Origin of the sequence: Paenibacillus sp. RS8, assembly GCF_041956825.1 — a bacterium.
Taxonomy (GTDB): Bacteria; Bacillota; Bacilli; order Paenibacillales; family Paenibacillaceae; genus Paenibacillus_AQ.
The window spans coordinates 1,280,424-1,299,838 of sequence record NZ_CP168131.1; the positions used below are offsets into that span (position 1 = coordinate 1,280,424).

General features: G+C 44.5%; 18 protein-coding genes and 1 riboswitch. Of the genes, 5 read left to right on the forward strand and 13 right to left on the reverse strand.

Annotated features, from left to right (window positions below):
- Positions 1 to 31 precede the first annotated feature (31 nt).
- The 7 genes from ACDZ28_RS06975 to ACDZ28_RS07005 form a co-directional block, all read right to left on the reverse strand.
- Complete coding sequence (locus tag ACDZ28_RS06975; protein ID WP_375104301.1) at positions 32 to 1,387, reverse strand: MFS transporter; 1,356 nt, start codon at positions 1,385 to 1,387, stop codon at positions 32 to 34.
- A gap of 85 nt (positions 1,388 to 1,472) precedes the next feature.
- The gene (locus ACDZ28_RS06980) at positions 1,473 to 2,507 is read right to left on the reverse strand and encodes a sugar diacid recognition domain-containing protein (RefSeq protein WP_042131543.1); all 1,035 of its coding nucleotides are present in this window, start codon (positions 2,505 to 2,507) and stop codon (positions 1,473 to 1,475) included.
- Positions 2,508 to 2,646: 139 nt separating this feature from the next.
- A complete protein-coding gene (locus tag ACDZ28_RS06985) occupies positions 2,647 to 3,804 on the reverse strand; it encodes a glycerate kinase (RefSeq protein ID WP_042131544.1) in 1,158 nt (385 codons plus the stop codon).
- A 33-nt stretch (positions 3,805 to 3,837) separates the two neighbouring features.
- Entirely contained in the window at positions 3,838 to 5,136 is a 1,299-nt protein-coding gene (locus tag ACDZ28_RS06990; protein ID WP_042131545.1) for a GntP family permease, read from the reverse strand.
- Between the two features lie 213 nt (positions 5,137 to 5,349).
- Entirely contained in the window at positions 5,350 to 6,669 is a 1,320-nt protein-coding gene (locus ACDZ28_RS06995) for a nucleobase:cation symporter-2 family protein (protein ID WP_042131546.1), read from the reverse strand.
- Positions 6,663 to 7,277 (reverse strand): xanthine phosphoribosyltransferase, encoded by a 615-nt coding sequence (locus ACDZ28_RS07000; protein WP_375104302.1) that lies wholly within the window; start codon positions 7,275 to 7,277, stop codon positions 6,663 to 6,665. Before ACDZ28_RS07000 ends, ACDZ28_RS06995 begins: the two co-directional genes overlap by 7 nt.
- 171 nt (positions 7,278 to 7,448) lie before the next feature.
- Positions 7,449 to 7,552, reverse strand: a riboswitch (purine riboswitch).
- 116 nt (positions 7,553 to 7,668) lie between these two features.
- Complete coding sequence (locus ACDZ28_RS07005) at positions 7,669 to 8,616, reverse strand: sugar-binding transcriptional regulator (protein WP_042131548.1); 948 nt, start codon at positions 8,614 to 8,616, stop codon at positions 7,669 to 7,671.
- A gap of 141 nt (positions 8,617 to 8,757) precedes the next feature.
- Between ACDZ28_RS07005 and rpiA the strand changes: the two genes are divergently transcribed.
- From rpiA to ACDZ28_RS07025, 4 genes are all read left to right on the forward strand, one after another.
- Complete coding sequence (gene rpiA, locus ACDZ28_RS07010; protein WP_375105315.1) at positions 8,758 to 9,426, forward strand: ribose 5-phosphate isomerase A; 669 nt, start codon at positions 8,758 to 8,760, stop codon at positions 9,424 to 9,426.
- 33 nt (positions 9,427 to 9,459) lie between these two features.
- Positions 9,460 to 10,428, forward strand: coding sequence for a Gfo/Idh/MocA family protein (locus ACDZ28_RS07015; RefSeq protein WP_375104303.1), 969 nt, complete (start codon positions 9,460 to 9,462; stop codon positions 10,426 to 10,428).
- 237 nt (positions 10,429 to 10,665) lie between these two features.
- Positions 10,666 to 11,874, forward strand: a complete 1,209-nt coding sequence (locus tag ACDZ28_RS07020; protein WP_042131550.1) for an MFS transporter — start codon at positions 10,666 to 10,668, stop codon at positions 11,872 to 11,874.
- A gap of 58 nt (positions 11,875 to 11,932) precedes the next feature.
- Positions 11,933 to 12,775, forward strand: a complete 843-nt coding sequence (locus tag ACDZ28_RS07025; RefSeq protein ID WP_042131551.1) for an aldo/keto reductase — start codon at positions 11,933 to 11,935, stop codon at positions 12,773 to 12,775.
- 75 nt (positions 12,776 to 12,850) lie between these two features.
- Here ACDZ28_RS07025 and ACDZ28_RS07030 read toward each other — a convergent pair whose 3' ends face one another.
- The 4 genes from ACDZ28_RS07030 to rlmN form a co-directional block, all read right to left on the reverse strand.
- On the reverse strand, positions 12,851 to 13,780 hold the full coding sequence (locus ACDZ28_RS07030; protein ID WP_375104304.1) for an AEC family transporter: 930 nt from the start codon (positions 13,778 to 13,780) through the stop codon (positions 12,851 to 12,853).
- Between the two features lie 151 nt (positions 13,781 to 13,931).
- Entirely contained in the window at positions 13,932 to 14,411 is a 480-nt protein-coding gene (gene greA / locus ACDZ28_RS07035; protein ID WP_042131553.1) for a transcription elongation factor GreA, read from the reverse strand.
- Positions 14,412 to 14,628: 217 nt separating this feature from the next.
- On the reverse strand, positions 14,629 to 14,916 hold the full coding sequence (locus tag ACDZ28_RS07040; protein ID WP_042131554.1) for a DUF6509 family protein: 288 nt from the start codon (positions 14,914 to 14,916) through the stop codon (positions 14,629 to 14,631).
- Between the two features lie 77 nt (positions 14,917 to 14,993).
- Positions 14,994 to 16,064 carry a 23S rRNA (adenine(2503)-C(2))-methyltransferase RlmN gene (gene rlmN, locus ACDZ28_RS07045; RefSeq protein ID WP_076121606.1) on the reverse strand — a complete coding sequence of 357 codons (1,071 nt, stop codon included), beginning with the start codon at positions 16,062 to 16,064 and terminating at the stop codon, positions 14,994 to 14,996.
- Positions 16,065 to 16,365: 301 nt separating this feature from the next.
- Between rlmN and ACDZ28_RS07050 the strand changes: the two genes are divergently transcribed.
- Complete coding sequence (locus ACDZ28_RS07050) at positions 16,366 to 17,283, forward strand: endonuclease/exonuclease/phosphatase family protein (RefSeq protein ID WP_375104305.1); 918 nt, start codon at positions 16,366 to 16,368, stop codon at positions 17,281 to 17,283.
- A 16-nt stretch (positions 17,284 to 17,299) separates the two neighbouring features.
- Here the strand turns inward: ACDZ28_RS07050 and ACDZ28_RS07055 are convergent, their stop codons facing one another.
- Together ACDZ28_RS07055 and ACDZ28_RS07060 are read right to left on the reverse strand one after the other, a co-directional pair.
- Positions 17,300 to 18,598: a polysaccharide deacetylase family protein gene (locus ACDZ28_RS07055; RefSeq protein ID WP_375104306.1), complete on the reverse strand. Its 1,299-nt coding sequence runs from the start codon at positions 18,596 to 18,598 to the stop codon at positions 17,300 to 17,302.
- A 5-nt stretch (positions 18,599 to 18,603) separates the two neighbouring features.
- Positions 18,604 to 19,293 carry a hypothetical protein gene (locus ACDZ28_RS07060; protein WP_375104307.1) on the reverse strand — a complete coding sequence of 230 codons (690 nt, stop codon included), beginning with the start codon at positions 19,291 to 19,293 and terminating at the stop codon, positions 18,604 to 18,606.
- Between the last annotated feature and the right edge of the window lie 122 nt (positions 19,294 to 19,415).

Sequence of the window (19,415 nt, forward strand, 5' to 3'; positions counted from 1 at the left end):
GATACGTCTTTATTACCTTTTCGTTTCAGTTCTAAGCGTGTGTAGACTGCCCAGCTTTGCTCTTGGCATTAGAACGTCTATATAAAAGAAGAATTCCTAACGAGCACAAGCTAACGAGGAGCAACACGCCGTATACATGCTGATATGCTTTTGCTGGGGAGATATCACGCTGAGCATGCAGCAAAATCCCGCAGACTGCAACAGATACAGAGCCTCCGAAGAATTGAACCAGTTGTAAAAGCCCCATGCCCGAACCGATCCAAGTCCTCGGAAGAACGATAGAAGCTTCATTGTTTAAGGATGCCATCGTAGCTGAGAAAGCGGGAGAGAAGCATAGATAACCTAGCAGTAGCACTACAGGTGATACAGAAAGATTCAGAGCAAACACAGCCATAACGGCTGCAAGTATACAATGTCCGATCACTAGGAAGCGTATATTACCGTATCGATCAATAAACCGTCCCACATAACGGGTCAGAAATGCAGATACTAACGCGCCCGGTGCGATAAACAAACCAATCATCAACGCTGACTTATCGAACAGATTAGCGAGCGCAAGCGGCATCAGAAACAAGTTTCCTAAGTTCAATACCAGAATACAAAAGCCTACGGCAACCAGTTTCAAGTAACCTGGCATGGTAAGCAGCTGCGGATTAATGAACGATTCCTTGGCCTTCTTTAGATGTAAGGCATGCACGATAATAGACACTACACCCACCGCTAGCCATACAAGCGACTGGGTAGTTACGGCTACCAGCAGACTTGCCGCATTTACAACGGTCAGCGCCGCTCCCAGGATGTCAAAGCTAGCAGGCTGTGGCTGCTCCTTAGGCAATAACCGCAGCAGTACCGGCAGCACGATAAGCACAAGACAAGTAATGCCGAACAATCCATTCCAGCCAAAGTACTGGCTGATGACGCCTCCGACAATAGGACCCAAACCAAAGGCCATTGCACTACCCGCCGAGATCATCGCAATTGCAGCACCCCGTCTTTCAATCGGAACGTAGCGGCTAGCGAGTACAAGACCCAATCCAGCCATGGATCCGGCACCCGCAGATTGCACGATTCTCGTGATTAATAGTAACTTAAAGTCATGTGCGAACAATCCAAACACGGATGCCAGTTCAAGCGTAATTAAACCAATGGTCAAGAGCTTACGAATCGGCACCAAGTCGGATAACCGGCTATAAATAACTGTCGATAATGCATATCCAATCGAGTAGCTAGAAATGACCCATGAGCCTAGATCAGCAGAAATTTGGAGATCCTTAATAATGGTTGGAAGCGATACATTAAACATCGTTGTATTCATCACTACAATAAAGAGGCACATCGTCCATAATGGCATGACAATTTTATCATTCATTACAACTTTCTCATTCATTCTTATTCCATCCCTGTCCTAATTTATCTATACGTTCCAAACTAATTTTATGCCTATAAAAAGAGGTTGGCAATTAGAATAGGGATTACTTACGCCACATCAATCCACACACTAGTTCGAACAGATCTATATAGTTGCGCGGATTTTTACCCGTCAATGTATGAATGCGGTTAAGTCGGTAATTCAGTGTATTTCGGTGAATATTCAACTTCTGGACTGTTCGATTATGATCTCCATTCTCCGCAATAAATACTTGCAGTGTTTCAATCAGACCCGTCTTATCTCCCGACTGATCTAGAGGAGCATAAATCGTCCCGGTCCGCTCATCCCCATCATAAGATAAGTGTATTAGAAACTTGAGTTCCGCATAGTTGTAGAGCTTCTTAAATGGATCGACTCTACTGCCAATATTAATGGCCGCCTGTGCTTGTTCAAGGGAATAAGCAGCTAGCTCTTCTGCCTCACCAGAGCCAATGCGTCTTACATCACCGCACACACTAAGTTTTCCTATCAGCTCTTTGTAGAGAAACCCATCCGTGATAAAAAACACAGCCTTATCATTCTCCAAATTCCAGTAATGCGGATAGGATCTAGAAACATTTCTGAACTCTTTCCCGTTTACGTCTCCATCCACTAGGATTGCCCAGCATTTCTTCTTGAGATCTAGTCCATAGCTACTCGCCCGCTCTAGAAACTCAAGATCATACGCCTCTTTACGATAAGATAATTCATGATAAAATTTCACACGCCTTACTCTGTCATCCTGCTCCTGCTTATTCCTTGCTTCCTGTTCTATAAGTAATATAGTAGTAACTCTGACCAGCTTGCTAAACGGTCTAACCTCATCCGGATGTCCCGTAATGCCCACGACACCCAAAACTTTATGATCTATAATAATGGGTTCATTCACCCCCGGCTTCATACCACTGCCATCTTCGTATACTTCAAAGACATGCCCACTTTGAATGGCTATTCTCGCTCCCTCATGTAGGGTCCCGACCCGTTTTAGATCTCCACTCCCTACAATAAAGCCGTTCTCATCCATAACATTAATGTTATAAGGAACTACACTCATCATTTCCTGTGCGATTTGTCCTGCGAGTGATTTCGATATCTTCATGTCTGCCCCTCCTGTTCCCGTATATTCTACTCAGAAAACCTCTACTTTAAAAAGAAACAAGAAGAAACGGTTGTCGTCCTCAAAAGACGATAACCGTTTCTCGTAGTAATATAAGGTTGTGAAATCTCTCCGCAGCTTTTTATAATGATCTACCTTGTTTCAGCATGATTAACCGTGCCACGTTCTCAGCGGTTCTTTCCAGATTCTCTTGCCCTTGCTTCAGGGCATCCTCCAATAAAGCCGCACCGGGCATGATGCCAAAAATAGCATCGATTCCTTTATCATACAGCACTTCCGTCTGATCACCGATTCTTCCAGCGAAGGCCAACACAGGTTTATTATATTTCTTAGCGACCTGTGCAACGCCTAGCGGTGTCTTGCCATATTGGGTCTGGAAATCGATGCTTCCTTCCCCGGTCCACACCATATCGGCCTGCTGTACCTTTTCTTCAAGTCCGGTGTAGTCAATAACAAGCTCAATTCCCTTTTTTAACACTCCGTTTAAGAATACCACCAGTCCTGCGCCAAGTCCGCCCGCTGCACCAGCTCCAGGCATTTCCTTAATATCGATTCCAAGCTGTTCCTTGATAACACTCGCATAATGATGAAGGTTGCTGTCGAGCTGTTTGATCATCTCTGAAGTTGCACCCTTTTGCGGACCAAACACGCTCGAAGCACCCGTCGGACCACATAAGGGATTCGTAACATCACAAGCTACTTCAACCTGTACATCCTTCAGACGAGGGTCAAACCCAGTCAGATCAATATTGGCTAATCTGCCGAGCTCACCACCGCCGAATAACAGCTCATTCCCCTCTTCATCCAGTAGTCTGCCGCCCAATGCTTGAACCATACCGGCGCCTCCATCATTAGTGGCACTGCCACCGATACCAATCAGCAGCTTACGGACCCCACGGTCGAGACAAGCTTTAATTAATTGTCCTGTGCCGTAGGTTGTTGTAATCAGAGGGTTTCGTGTCTCAGGAGACACCAGCTGAATGCCGCTCGCACTGGCCATTTCCAGAACCCCCGTCAATCCATCACCTGTAATTCCGTAGGATGCACTAACTTCATTGCCGAGCGGGCCTTTAACTTTAGTAATATACACGGTACCTTCGGTTGCATCGACCAAGGACTGCATCGTTCCTTCGCCGCCGTCAGCCATGGGTACATGAATACAATTTATATTAGAATTCACTTTATGAATGCCTCTTTCCATGGCTTCACAAGCTTCTTTAGCTGTCATGCTTTCTTTGAAAGAATCGGGTGCCAGAACGATAACCAAATCTTTTTTCATAGAATATCCATCCCTTCTAGTTCGAAATAATCGTTATAGGATAAAGCCGTATAGTATAGTAGCGACGATAGCCATCGTCAGACCCACGAGACTTTCATAAGGAATCAGTGACATCCGGTCCTTGATGTTCATCTTAACGGAATCAGCAGTGACGTGGAAGAAGTTACCGTGCGGCAGATGGTCAATTACTGTAGCCCCGGTGTGCACCATAATCGCCGCATTAAGCGGTGCTGTGCCCATAGATAGAATAGCGGGACCGAACGATCCGGCAGCCACAATCGAAGCCGTTGATGTGGACGCTGTAGCGGCCGCCATCAAGATACCTGCAATCGGAGCCAGGAAGGTTCCGGAGATGCCCATAGCTGTAATTGCATCAACAACCGTAGCGCTCAAGTCAGACTTTGAGATAATACCAGCGATGGCACCGGCACCAATCAGGATAATAGCTGTACCAGTCATTTTATTCAAACCGGATGTTGTAAAGGAAATGATGTTCTTCGTCTGTTTCATAGCAATCAGTCCAATGATACCGGCAAGAGGCAAGATGATCATAGAGTCAACTTTAAAGGATTTCAGCAATTCGATATTCAGAATGTTTCCGACCGGATTAATGGCCAGAAGCAAAATAGCGACAACTGGAGCGACGATAGCACGGCCGAAGCTTGGTTTAACCTTAGTGGTATCTTCCTCTTTTGTGACAACATCGCCGTCTGCAATTTTCACACCTTTATTGACCAAGAGATTAGCAATAATAACAGTAACAATCAGACCTGCAACGGCTGGAATAAATCCATGGATCATAACCTGAGCTAAATCCACATCAAAGCCCTTCGCTACGGCAATGGTGTTTGGGTTTGGAGAAATAATATTACCTGCTTTACCGCCACCGACCAGTGCGAGCAGCAAAGCTGTTTTGGAAATACCGATTTTCTTGCCTACGGACAAAGCAATTGGAGCGACGATAATGATCGCTACCGTGATGAATACACCGACTGCTGTAATAATCATTGTAGCCAGTGCTATAGACAGTAAGGCTTTCTTTTCACCAAGCTTGTCTACGATGGTCTCGGCCATCCGTTCGGCTGCACCTGATTCAATCAGTACCCCCGCCAGCACACCTGCTGCGAGTACACGCACAACTGCACCCATTACACTATTCGTTCCATCGATAATATACTGTACCGTTTCCGCAATAGAAGCGCCGCCCAATATCCCTCCGGCAATCGCGCCTAAAAAGAGTGCGTAGACCGGATTAACCTTTTTGAAAATCAATACGACGGCTAATATCAATCCTGCAACAGCGCCCATCCAGTTAATTACTGTGCCTTCCATCTCTAGTTGCCCCCTTAATATAAAAGTATGACACTGTAAAGTGTGTGTTTTGATAACGCTTTCTAAACTGAGTATACTGCGCTTACAAACTCAATTATATTGACGGGACAACCTATTTTTTTGTGCAAATGCACAAGCCCCGAACACAAAAAAAAGACCAAGCTTAGGTTTCAGTACACCAGAGCTTGGTCTTTTATCATGAATTAAATAAGTCTAGGAGACTTGAGATTCCTTAGCGAGAACAGGTATGGTGTTATCCTCTACCTGCACATCATCCTTTGTCTTGGAGAGGAAAATGTTCAGTACAATCGCTGTAAGCGAACCGGATACGATACCGTTCTGCAGCAACATCCGAGCAAATTCAGGCAGCTCTGCGAACATTGCAGGAAGTGTTGCTGAACCTAATCCAACAGCGATACTGCAAGCAGCAATCAGTAGATTACCATCCTTACGGAGATCCACATCGGATAGAATGGATATCCCGGAAACGGCAACCGATCCGAACATGACAATCATGGCCCCACCAAGTACGGCATTCGGTACAATCGTCGTCAAGGCAGCCAGCTTAGGCAGGAGTCCTAGTACAATCATGATCCCGCCAGCGGCAAAAATAACATTACGGGTCTTAATGCGAGACAGCGAAATCAAGCCCACATTTTGAGAAAAAGCGGTGTATGGGAAGGCATTAAAAATTCCGCCCAGCATAATTGCTACTCCCTCGGAACGCAGTCCGTTTACGATCTGCTTCTGTTCAACTTTCTGATCAATTACTTTACCAACTGCAAAATAAACCCCAGTAGACTCCACCATACTAACAATGTTAACGATGATCATAGTGAAGATTGCAGTAAGACTGAATTCAGGCCATCCGAAGTAGAACGGCTGTGCGATGCTTACCCAAGAAGCGTCACCTACCGTAGAAAAGTTAACGATACCCATTCCATAAGCAATCGCAGTACCCACCACTAAGCCCACCAGAACAGATATCGAGCGTAGGAACCCTGTGGCGAAACGGTTAACCGCTAAAATGACAAGCAATGTAATCAGTGCAAGCAGCAAATTGCGAGGTTGTCCAAAATCAGCGCTGCCTTCTCCGCCAGCAACATTATTCATAGCTACCGGAATAAGAGATAGCCCGATAATAGTCACGACAGAACCCGTTACAATGGTCGGGAAGAACTTCAGCAGCTTCCCATAAAGCGGGGCCGCAAGTACAACGAACAACCCGGAAATGATGATGGCACCGTACGCAGTCGCCAGATTATGGGTCGAAGCAATGGCGATAATTGGGCCAACTGCTGTAAAGGTACATCCAAGAATAACGGGGAGTCTGCTACCAAAATACTTGGTGCCCATAATTTGCAGCAACGTAGCCAATCCGCAAGTGAACAAATCGGCTGCGATGAGGTAGGCCATCTGAGTTCCATTCAGCTTCAAGGCTCCCCCAACAATCAGCGGTACGATAACTGCTCCTGCATACATGGCTAGTACATGCTGAAGGCCTAACGTAAATACCTTTTGCTTGCTTAACATCCCGCACTCTCCTTGATTTTCTCTAATGAGCTTTCATTATCAATGAAGTGAATTTCACCTGGTGACATAGATGCAATACGTGCCAAGGCATGGACTTCTATGCCTCTGTTCTCCAGAAGGCTCCGACCTTCCTGGAAGCTCTTTTCAATGACACATCCGACGCCAAGGAGTTCCGCTCCCGCCTCTTTCACGATATCAACCAGTCCTACAAGTGCAGCACCAGTAGCGAGGAAATCATCCACAATAAGCACTTTGTCATCGGGTCCAAGATATTTCTGGGAGACGCTAACCAGATAATCCTCTTGGCGAGTAAAGGAATGTACAGGTGCTGAGTAGACCGCCTCTGAGAGCGTTACTGCTTTCTTTTTCTTCGCATAAATAAACGGTACACCTAATGCAATCGCAGTAGCCATGGCGAACTGAATTCCACTAGCTTCAATGGTAATCACTTTGGTAATCGGTTGATGACCGAACAATTTTTTGAACTCCTGACCGATTTGCAGCGCTAGCTCCGTATCGACCTGATGATTCAGAAATGAATCTACCTTCAGTACCGTATCTGATAAAATGAGACCCTCTTGTCTAATGCGCTCTTGAAGTACTTTCATCGTGAACTAATCTCTCCTCTTCATTAAAAAAACAAAAAAAGGACAAATCCCTTGAGTCGTTTCTCTCAAGTGAATCTGTCCTTCTGGGCTTTTGTCCCTTAGTGGTGTAACACTGCATAGTGTCCGCATCGCTCGGTCCAGACCTTTCCTCCAAAGAAGAAAGCGGAACCCTAGATGCGCTATTTCACTCATAGTCGGATAATTGCGATGGTTATCCGGTAGAAACTTATGGGCCATATCCCCAAGATTATATGAGTTTTATTAATGTTCGATATGAATACCTTGTATATCTTACACGCTCTGTCTGGTGCTTACAAGCAAAATTTTTAGTATTTTGCATACCATTTTCAGGTTATTTTCACTAAATTCAATTGTTTACATTTAGTAGTGGTTACTCCAAGATCTTCTGCGCCGTTTCCTCAGTTGTTACGAGGACATTCATGTACCCGCCGTTTAGCGCTCCTAAGATCCCCGAAACCTTCTCCAGCGATTCCGCTACACCAATCGAGTACCTCGCTCGCTTGATCTGCTCCAGCTCAATGGTCAGCGTTCGGTCCGATATTGCTGTGCGTACAGGCACTCCATTGCCATCATAAAAACGTGAGCAAATATCGCCTGCTACTTTCCCGTCCTCCAGCTCATCAATCACAGCATCGCCATAAAACCCACGCCATGCCTCTTCGCCTTTAATTTCCGGTGATCCAATGCCGAATATAGCGATATCCAGCCGATCCCATGCCTTGGCAATGGTCTGGTAATACTGCGAACGCATTAGCTGATCTCTGGTTTCCTTTTGCTCCGTGATCGCTGGCACGTCAATCATTAATGAGCGCGCACCCCACTTTAAGGCAGCTTGGTAGCAGATATTATTGACATGGTATCCGCTCTCCATCTTTCCAGATGGACCACCCACCGTAGGAACACAGGTTACAAAAGGCCTCTGTGCGACGGTCAGATTGTCTACAACAGCAGCTAAGCTGCTTCCCCAAGAGAACCCAATCGTATCTTTCGGCTGAACCACTTGCTCCAGCCATTTCGCGCAAGCTTGTCCAATAGCTTTACGTTTGACCACGCCGGACTGAGCCGGATCTACCTCTACAACAATAGCTTCCTTCAGCCCGAACCGTTCTTTCAGCTCCTGCTCCAGTGTACAATGATCTCCAATATCGTAATTGATGGTGATCGTAACGATGCCTTCTTCACGGACTCTCTTCAGCATCCTGCTAATGGTTGTGCGATATATACCAAGTTCATTCGAAATTTCATTTTGCGTTAAATTCTGCTCATAATACATTTGTGCAATCTTAATGAGCAGCTTCTTGTCTTCTTTTCGATCCATGATGAACTCCTCGCTTTTTTCAAGGATTTGACGGATTCAGAACCCCTCGTTATACTGTAGACGATTATTTTGCACATTTTTTATTATATTGCACAAATGTGCTTAATATCAATTTTTTAACGGAGATGATCGGCTTTGAATATGGACTTTAGGAAGAAAAGTTGCGCCGCAGAAGCTCTGAAGTATATTAAGAACGACACAACCATTGGTCTTGGCGGGGGTAGTACGATTTCCTACTTAATCGGGAATATTAAAGAAGCAGATCTTCGGGTAAAGGTAGTTACCCCCTCCTTCACTACAGCTTCACTCTGTGTCCAGAATGAATTGCAGGTCATCCCAACTTGGTCTGTTGAGCGAATAGCTGTTGCTTTTGACGGCTGTGATGAGGTGGATGAGCAACTGCATGCGCTCAAGAGCGGCGGCGGCATTCATACGAAAGAAAAACTGATTGCCAGTATGGCCGATCAATATATATTGCTGGTAGATGAAACAAAGCTTGTGAACAAGTTAACCTTCAAGCATCCCGTAGTCTTGGAAGTTCTTAAGGATGCCCTTAGTTATGTTCAACATTCTGTGAAATCGCTGGGCGGAAAGCCTGAGATCCGAACAAGCACAAGTAAAGATGGGTATACGGTCAGTGATCACGGCAATGTGCTGCTGGATGTCTTTTTTGACAAGGTAGAGGATAGCACTGCCCTTCAAACTAAACTCAAAGCCATTAACGGGGTCATTGAGACCTCCCTATTCACAAAAGAAGTTACCGCAGCACTTGTGGCTGGTTCGGATGGAATCAAAATTATCTCTAAGTAGAATCAAACAATCTAAACAGGCGAGGTGCTAACAATGAGCAATCTAAAGTGGGCAATCATCGGCCCGGGAAGTATCGCTACTGAATTTGCGGCTGCCCTTAATGACATCGGCGGGACCTTATATGCAGTAGGATCACGGACCTTAGCGAAAGCCCAGGCGTTCGCGAGTCAATATGGAGCGGAAAAGGCCTATGGGAATTACAGCGAAATGCTGCAAGACCCGGAAATCGATGTCGTCTATATCTCTACACCACATAGCAATCATTACGAATACATCATGGAGAGCTTGCAGAATAACAAACATGTCCTCTGTGAAAAAGCAATCACCGTAAATAGCAGACAGCTACAGGAAATCGCCGAGCTTGCTAAGCAAAAAAGCTTAGTCGTCGCAGAAGCTATGACCATCTACCATATGCCACTGTACAAAAAGCTACGGCAAATCGTGGAGGAAGGCAAGATCGGGCGCCTAAAAATGGTGCAGGTCTCCTTCGGCAGCCATAAGGAATATGATGTGAACAACCGCTTCTTCAACAAAGATCTGGCGGGCGGAGCACTGCTGGATATCGGAACGTATGCCTTATCCTTCACAAGATTTTTCCTGTCCAAACAACCACATGAAATTCTAACGACGGTGAAACGTTTTGAGACAGGCGTTGATGAACAATCCGGAATCATACTGAACAACGATGCAGATGAAATGGCGGTCATCTCCCTTACCATGCGCTCCAAAATGCCTAAACGCGGCGTCGTTGCTGGAGAACTTGGCTTTATTACCGTTGATAATTTTCCGCGGGCCTCTAAAGCTACAATTCAATATTTAGATGGCACCTTAGAAACGATTGAAATCGGCGATTCTTCTATAGCGCTGCAATACGAAATAGAGGATATGCAGCGCTATATCGCGGAAAAAGGCAACCAGGAAACCCTTAATCTTTCCTTAGATGTTATGGACATTATGAGTAATGTTAGGGAACAATGGGGAATCAAATACAGCTTCGAATAACATCCTGAACACAATAGATCAATCATCAAAGCGTTGGTATTCTCATGAGTTCATGGGGTCCAACGTTTTTTTTGGCGGATAATATTCTAGAAATGGCTGACAATATCCTTAGGCGATAACTAATAGGTACTTTTTAGTACCTATAGCACTTTAAAGTACGTACTATACTTAATGGATACATGGCTTCATAATTGCACTTACCGGCCGGTGAATTAACAGAGTGTAGGAGTGAAAGACATGTTGCTAGACCAAAAAAGAAGTACCCTAGCCCTCTTGGCTTTAGCCATTAGTGCCTTTGCGATCGGAACCACCGAGTTTATCAGCGTGGGGCTACTGCCACTTATCGCCGATGACCTGCATATACCGCTAACCACAGCTGGATTAACTGTTACTTTGTACGCCTTAGGGGTAACTTTTGGCGCCCCTATCTTAACATCCCTGACTACGGCAATATCGCGCAAAGCATTATTGCTGATCATCATGATTGTTTTTATCATTGGCAATAGCCTTGCCGCGGCTGCGGACGGTATTACTATTCTGCTAATAGCAAGAATAATATCCGCCCTTTCACACGGTCTGTTCATGTCGATTGCTTCGACCATTGCCGCCGACCTCGTGCCTGAGAATCGTAAAGCCAGTGCTATTGCGATTATGTTCACAGGACTAACCGTAGCTACCGTAACCGGTGTTCCACTGGGTACCTTTCTAGGGCAACAGTTAGGCTGGCGAGCGGCATTCATCGCCATTATTGTTATCGGGCTTATAGCGCTCATCAGTAATCTCATCTTGGTCCCTGCTACAGGGCTGCGCAAAGGTACCCGAACACCGCTTCGTGAACAAGTCAAGCTCGTGACGAACGGACGGCTACTGCTGGCGTTTGCAATCACCGCTTTAGGGTATGGAGGTACCTTTGTAGTCTTTACTTATTTATCTCCACTTCTTCATGAAATCAGCGGCTTCAAAGAGAGCACCGTTGCCATTATCCTTCTTGTATATGGCATAGCTATTGCCATTGGCAATGTCATTGGAGGCAAAGTAGCTAACCGTAAACCTATGAATGCCCTGTTCTACATGTTTGCTGTACAAGCTGTTGTACTGTTCGTCTTAACCTTTACTGCACCCTATAAAGTGGCTGCATTACTCACGATCTTCTTTATGGGATTGTTAGCCTTCATGAACGTACCCGGTCTACAGGTACATGTAGTTACACTTGCAGATCGATATGCTCCGAGTGCGAGAGACGTCGCTTCTGCGCTAAATATTGCTGCTTTTAACGCTGGTATCGCCATTGGCGCCTATCTTGGCGGTATTGTGACGGATCACATGGGACTGATTCATACCACTTGGGTGGGTGCTATAATGGTTCTCTCCGCAGTATTCTTAACCGCCTGGAGTCGTGCGCTGGAGAAGAAAGACGAGACTCTTCTCCAGTCCGAAGCTGCTTAATCAGCTGTGCATTTACAAACCAATCAAACTTTTAAATATCTTAGGAGGTAATTTTATTATGGCTCAACATTTACAAGATACAACTGCATTACACAACGGGGTAAACATGCCCTGGCTTGGGCTCGGTGTATTTCAAGTCGAAGAAGGCTCTGAGCTGATCCAAGCGATCAAATCTGCTATTGCACACGGCTACCGCAGCATCGACACAGCAGCCATTTATCAGAATGAGACGGGTGTAGGTCAAGCAATCAAAGAAGCTTTGCAGGACAACAACCTGTCCAGAGAAGAGCTCTTCGTAACTTCAAAGGTCTGGACTGCAGATATGGGCTACGAAGAAACCATTGCTGCCTACGAGACTAGCTTGGCTAAGCTTGGACTTGAATACCTTGATCTATATCTCATCCACTGGCCTGTAAAAGGAAAATATAAAGAGACGTGGAGAGCACTTGAAACTTTATATAAAGAGGGACGCGTAAAAGCGATTGGGGTCAGCAATTTCCAGATCCATCATCTTGAAGATGTGATGAAGGATGCGGAAATTAAGCCGATGGTAAACCAAGTTGAACTTCATCCTTATTTAAGCCAGCAACCACTGCTTAGTTTCTGTAAGGAACAAGGAATCCAATTGGAGGCTTGGTCACCATTAATGCAAGGGCAATTGTTGGATCAGCCAGTACTGAAACAAATTGCAGCTAAATACGGCAAATCGGTAGCTCAAGTGATTATCCGTTGGGACCTGCAGCGTGGAATTATTACCATTCCGAAATCTACTAAAGAGCACCGGATCATCGAAAACGTAGATGTGTTTGATTTTCAGTTAACAGAAGAGGATATGACTCTAATTAACGACCTGAATCAAGATCAACGGGTTGGCCCTGACCCTGATAATTTCGACTTCTAAGAAATTAACCACTAGGTTCAGTAACAGTAAAAAAAGACCCTATCTTTCAGAAATGAAAGAGGGTCCTTTTTGTCTTTACGCACCTTGCACTAGCACAATAAGGATCGGCAACACAAGAAAGGAAGCAAGCGTCGTCCATAAAATGCATTTGGATACCAGCTCTGGAGAGGCGTCAAATCGCTCCGCTAATACCACCGCGTTGACGGCAACTGGCATGGAGGCCAGAATCAGCAGCACAGAGAATAAAATACCATCAATATGCAGAATAGATAATCCGAGGTATGCCACTAGTGGAGCTAAGATTAATCGAATGATCATCCCTGTCCAAAAAGTAGACTGGCCCTTGCGTTCGGATGGTTTGGTTCGTACTTTGACCATCTGTGCACCCAGAATCGCCAGTACGACTGGTGAATAACCCCCAGCAACCATGGAGACCCCTGTAGCAAGCTCAGAAGGTAAATGCAGGTCAAATATTCTAAGAAAAAGTGCTAGCATAGCTGCATAGATGGCAGGAAGAGAGAACACGGACTTTACCGCATTTTTCACCGAGAACTGCGATCTAGCCGCAAAATAAACGCCCACAGTATTCACGATAATCATTTGCCCAATCACATACACAGAAGCCTTATCGAGCCCAAGCTGTCCGAAAGCCAGCAACACCAAGGGAAGTCCATAATTCACACTATTCGTAAATGTCGAGACCAGAGTCAATCCCGATATTTCAGAGGTGCCGAGCTTCAATAACTTCCCGATGATATTTGCAATTGCCCATAAAAAGCACAGATTTAGCAGCGAAAAAGCAAGCGTCTTGTAAATATCATCCATAGAAATCTCGGCCGTAGCCAGTGTATTAAAAATAATAGCCGGCGTTAAAAAGTATAAATAGAGCGTCAATAACGGCTTGGTATCCAAATTTTTAAACCGTCCAAGCAGTGCACCGACGATCACCGGAATGGATAATGGCACGATGACTTGATACAACGTTGATAACACACTCTGGATCATGAACAGTACTCCTCTGCTCTAAGTTACTCTAAACTATAAGCGCAACAGAGCAAGACGTCTAAGATATGAAATCAATATACACAATAGCCATTACCTATAATTAAAAAAGGTCTCAACCCCTATAACGGGGTTGAGACCTTTTTATCATGTGTTACATCATTTTGATTTCAAGCAATTCATATTTGATGATACCCATTGGTGCATTTACACTAACGATATCCCCGACTTTTTTACCCAACAATTCCTTGCCCAGCGGGCTTTCATAGGAAATCTTGTTGTTTAGGACATCTGCTTCAGCAGCCCCTACAATTCTATATTCAATCTTCTCGGAGTATTCGATATCATTCAAGGTAACAATACAACCCATACTAACCTTCGAAAGATCCATCTGGCTCTCGTCTACGATCTTCGCTTTGGTCAGCATTTTCTCCAAAATCATAATACGAGTCTCCATGAACGATTGATCGTCCTTGGCCGAATGGTACTCACTATTTTCCTTCAAATCTCCATAGCTAATCGCCAATTTAAGCCGAGCTGCCAACTCCTTGCGCCCTGGACCCTTCAATTCCTTCAGTTCTTCCTCTAATTGAGCTAATCCTTCTTTGGTCAAGAACACTTCTTCATTAGACATGTATACAACTCCTATTTTGGATGCTTTATAATATTTTAACCTATATTTCACATTCGTGCGACAAGCATAAACGCCTTCGGCGTCCTTGTAAGGACGGCAAGCGTTTAAACGAGAAATATAAAAATTAAAGTATAGGTGCAAAACCTATACTTTCTTATATTTAAAGAAAAATCCCTGCCACAATTGAACCTTGGGCAAGGATGTCAATGCTGCATCATTATTCTGGCAAATGCTCTTTACAGAAAAGGAGCAATGCTGCTTCCTCGTCCTCTTCCATATCGAAATCAAGCAATTGGCCTGTTGTTGTTTCTTGTAGGTCATAACTTACGATGCTAACCTGATCTTCATCCACTTTAATAATCGCTCTAGCGGAAACTCCGTTTTCTACATAGAGCTCATCATCTTCTGGAACATCCAGTTGAACCACGAATTCATACCGTTTACCGGTTAGTATACCAAAAGGATCTTTAACATTCTCCACGCTGTAGCTAGTAAATGTCAACATTGCTCAATCAACCTCTTTTCCTAATACCTGCCACGTCATTGTATCACAAAAAGCTGCATGAAGGGGTCAGCTCGTCCTCAAGCCATAGCTTTAGATTTCTTGATCTGTTTGCTTCGCAATTGTCCGCATGCAGCATCAATATCTACACCATGCTCCAGCCGAGTACTTACACTCACGCCCTGCTTCTTCAAAGTATCAAAAAAGGCCCGCACGGTCTCCCGCTCGCTTCTTTGATATTGGCTGTGCTCATCGACCGGATTATAAGGAATCAAGTTCACATTGACGAGCTGACGCCGATCGCCGATTAGTTCAGTCAGCTCAAGCGCATGCTCCTTGCCGTCATTTACATCCTTCATCAGAATGTACTCCAGCGTAATTCTGCGATTTGTTTTTTCCAAATAATAATCTATGGACTCCATTAGCTTCTCTATTGGAATTGCCTTGTTAATCTTCATAATCTTCGTCCGCAGCTCATTATTAGGCGCGTGAAGTGAAACTGCCAAGTTGACTTGTGTATTCGCATCAGCAAATTCAACGATCTTGTTAGCAAGCCCACTCGTCGATACAGTAATCCCTCTTCCTGCGATGGCTAGTCCCTTGTGATCCTTGATAATCGATAAGAAATCGAGCAAGTTATTAAAGTTGTCGAACGGTTCGCCAATCCCCATGACTACAACGTGACTAACCTTTTGTTCGAGATTTGCTGCATCCAAATGCTGTTGAACCTTCATAATTTGCTCTACAATCTCACCGCTGGAAAGATCGCGACTCTTCGCTAACAATCCGCTTGCGCAAAAGCTGCAGCCGATATTACATCCAACCTGCGTAGTGACACATACGGACAAGCCATATTTCTGTCTCATGAGCACCGTCTCGATCAGGTTGCCATCCTTCAAACGGAACAGGAACTTAATCGTCCCATCCGCAGACTCCTGCTTCACATGTTCCTCCAACGTATGGATCACATAGTGCTGCTCCAATAATTCTACACAATCTTTATTTACATCGAGCATTTCTGAGAATTCTGTAATCCGCTTCCGATAAAGCCAATCCCAGACCTGCGTAGCTCGAAATTTTTTATGTCCTCGTTCTAACAGCCATGCCGCCAGTTGATCAAAAGTTAATCCATAAATGGATTCCATATTCATTCGTTATCCTCTTTTCAAAACATTAAAGTTCAGTCCATCACTACTCATTGTCTCAAATTTTTTTTATTTAAACAAGGGGAGTTATAGCGTAGCGTCGAAGTTTACACCATTAGAAGTCCGTTCTATGAAATTACATCTGAGGAGAGATCGAATCAAATGAGCTCAACCACAATAAAAATCATCGGTTTTACCCTTCTAGCTGCCGTTCTAATCTTTGGCGGTTTTTTACCTGTATATTACCATTACTGATTATAAGCCAAAGGAGACTACTCCGCTAACGGTAAACCATAATCAGGAACAAATGATGAAGCAGGGAGAACCTTTTGCGATAACCACCTTTAATATTGGCTATGCTGGACTGGATAAGGATCAGGACTTCTTTATGGATGGCGGCACCAAATCACGTTCAAGCAGCGAGGAACAAACGAAGACAAATTTGGAGGCAATAGCTTTTGTAATGACCACTTCAGGCTCGGATCTATTCATGTTGCAGGAGGTAGACATCGATTCTTCTCGTAGCAACCATATCGATGAGGTCTCCTTGCTATCTAATATTTTCTCTAATTACAGCAACGTATTCGCAACGAACTACAAGGTACCTTGGGTACCGATTCCTGTTCTTGATCCGATGGGCTCAGTGAATAGCGGTTTATTAACCTTATCTAAATTCGGCAGCACAAGTAACGTTAGATATGATCTTCCGGGAAAAGAAAGCTGGCCTCGTCAACTGTTTGAACTTGACCGCGCCTTTATGGAGAGCAGATTCCCCGTCGATAACGGGAAAGAACTGATCCTAATCAATCTTCATTTATCAGCCTTTGACCAAGGCGGAACGATTCGTAAGCAGCAGCTAGAATATCTTTCTACTTATATTCAGAGAGAGAATGATAAAGGCAATTACCTCATCTTAGGCGGGGACTGGAATCATTCTTTACCGGGCACAACCCCTGATGTTTTTGAGACCACACAAGCTTGGCCAGAATGGCTGCAGCAGTTCCCTGAAGATTTCAAACCGGAGGGCTTTCAGTGGGCTGTCGATGCTAAAATCCCGTCCGTCCGGACACTGGATGTAGCTTATTCAGAAGGTGTGAATTTCCGTGCTGTCATTGATGGCTTTCTAGTCTCTCCGAATATCACAATAAGTGGCGTACAGGGCCATGATCTATCCTTTGAACACAGCGATCATAATCCTGTAACAGCCACTCTTATTCTGCAGTAAGATTACAGCAATGATGTTATTTAAAAATGACGAACTTCATGTTCTTCCCTTTTAGATATTCTATGATAGCGGGCAACGCTTCTACGGTAATCTTCTTTTCGTGAAAAAGATATACGCCACCGGACGGATCAGTATGATGAACGAATTGAAGGACGTCTTCTGGGGTTTTGCGTCTCCAATCCTCAGAATCACGATTCCATAACAATACCTTCATCTGCTGTTCTGTTACTTTGGCTGCTAACTTATCATTAATCGCACCATATGGCGGCCGAAAAACAGTAATCGACATTTGAGTGATTTGCTCCAATGCCTTATTAGTATTCGCCAAATTATTCTGATTGCGCTTATCCCCATTGTCAGTCATCTTGCTGTGATCCCACGAATGACTTCCAATTGACATCTGATGCTCACTCGCATACTTAACCGCTTCCACATTATGAGCGACCTTATTCCCTATAAAAAAAAAGGTGGCTGCCACCTCATGCTCCACTAAGATATCTACGATTTCTTTCGTATACTTTGACGGGCCGTCATCAAATGACAAAGCCACGTAACCCTTTGGCAAACTATATGCATATTTATTCCCGGTTATTTCAATCTCCTCATATTGCTTTATTTGTTCTTGAGGAGGTTCCAAAGGTTCTGGCGTAGACTCGGAAGGTTCAGAGGTAGGCTTACCTTGCTGATTGGGGGTCGCCTCTGTCTTACCAACACCAACAGGAGGGGTGAACGGTAGAGAGACAATTTGCTCGATCTTCTCAGCCCCGGCACCTAAAGCAGGTCCTTCCAATCCTTCTGCACGGTCCATATCTTGACCACCCATTCGAAGAGACAACAATACAAATACTAAACAAGCGAACAGGATACTCTGCAGTACCAGTCTTCCAATCCGTTTTTTGCTCTTCCTTCTTCTTGGCCTACGGGCTGGAGGTATAGAGGGTTGCGTCGTTTCAACAGCAATCTCTTCATGTACTTGGGGATCATCTACTTCCTTTAATTGAAGAAGCTGTGACACATAATATTCAGAACAAGCAAAATACAGGGTTTCGCTGAAGGTCTGGTTTATAATGACCAGTGTGCTGTAATAACGATTACGAAAGGGATCCCATTTCGGATACAATGACAATCTCATTCTTTCCCCGAAATAGGGAGCCAGCGCGTTTAATTGTTCATATGTAAATTCATCTATGTTTAGCCTGCGTCTGGCATACCCGATATCACGGGTTAAACCTATCTCAATCTGATAACCGGTCTGTTCATGCTCAAGCGACAGCAACTCAATCATTAGAACAGCGCTCGGTTCATTCATTGCCATGAATCTTATGTATCTCCGTTGTCGTCATTTCTTCCCGCCAGCGTGCTTCCATTCCCAAAAGGGACGGTCATACGATTGGTAAAATCGCTGATCATACCGGAGAGATAGGCTTTTTCTTGGCGGATCGTATCGTATTTCTGTCTTAAATGCGCGTTCTCAGTTTCAATCCGTCCGAGTTTCTCTTCCAGATCATTCATCTTCTTAAGCTTCTCTGCATGAGCTTCGTTATGTTTTTGGATCAGATTTACATACTTTTGATGCTCTAGGTCGATCGTACTCTTTAATTCTTCAATCTCTGCAGTGAGGGTAGTCTGAAGCTCCCGATAATCCTCCAGCACTTGATCGACCTTCAAATTCTTCTCAATCAATTTATGCTCAAGCTCTCGTACGTTCTTCTCTCTTTCCTCAATCACTTTATTGAGGTTCTTCATGTCCCGGTTCAAACGTTCAACATGGCTGCTGGAATGCGTTAACCGATCCTGAAGTTCATTAATATTCGTCTCGGCATGCTGTCTGGCCTGAATAATCTGCTCCACGGAGAAGATCAAATCAAGTGATTTTTTATCAAGCGGAGCTTTTCCCGTAGTAACCACTCCTGCTAAAGTCTCGCCAGCGATCTGGTCCTCTACTTCCTCACCCTGCTCTTCTGATAATTGCACCTTTTGAACCATACCCGGTTTGGACTGCTTATCCACTGAGTCTTTCTTTTTAAAAAAGGGAGAAATCATTGATCTTATCACCTCAATTATAAAAAAATGTCAAAAAATGTCGAGTGCCCACGAGTCTATTATAGTTTACTTATCTTGTCTGTAAGTGA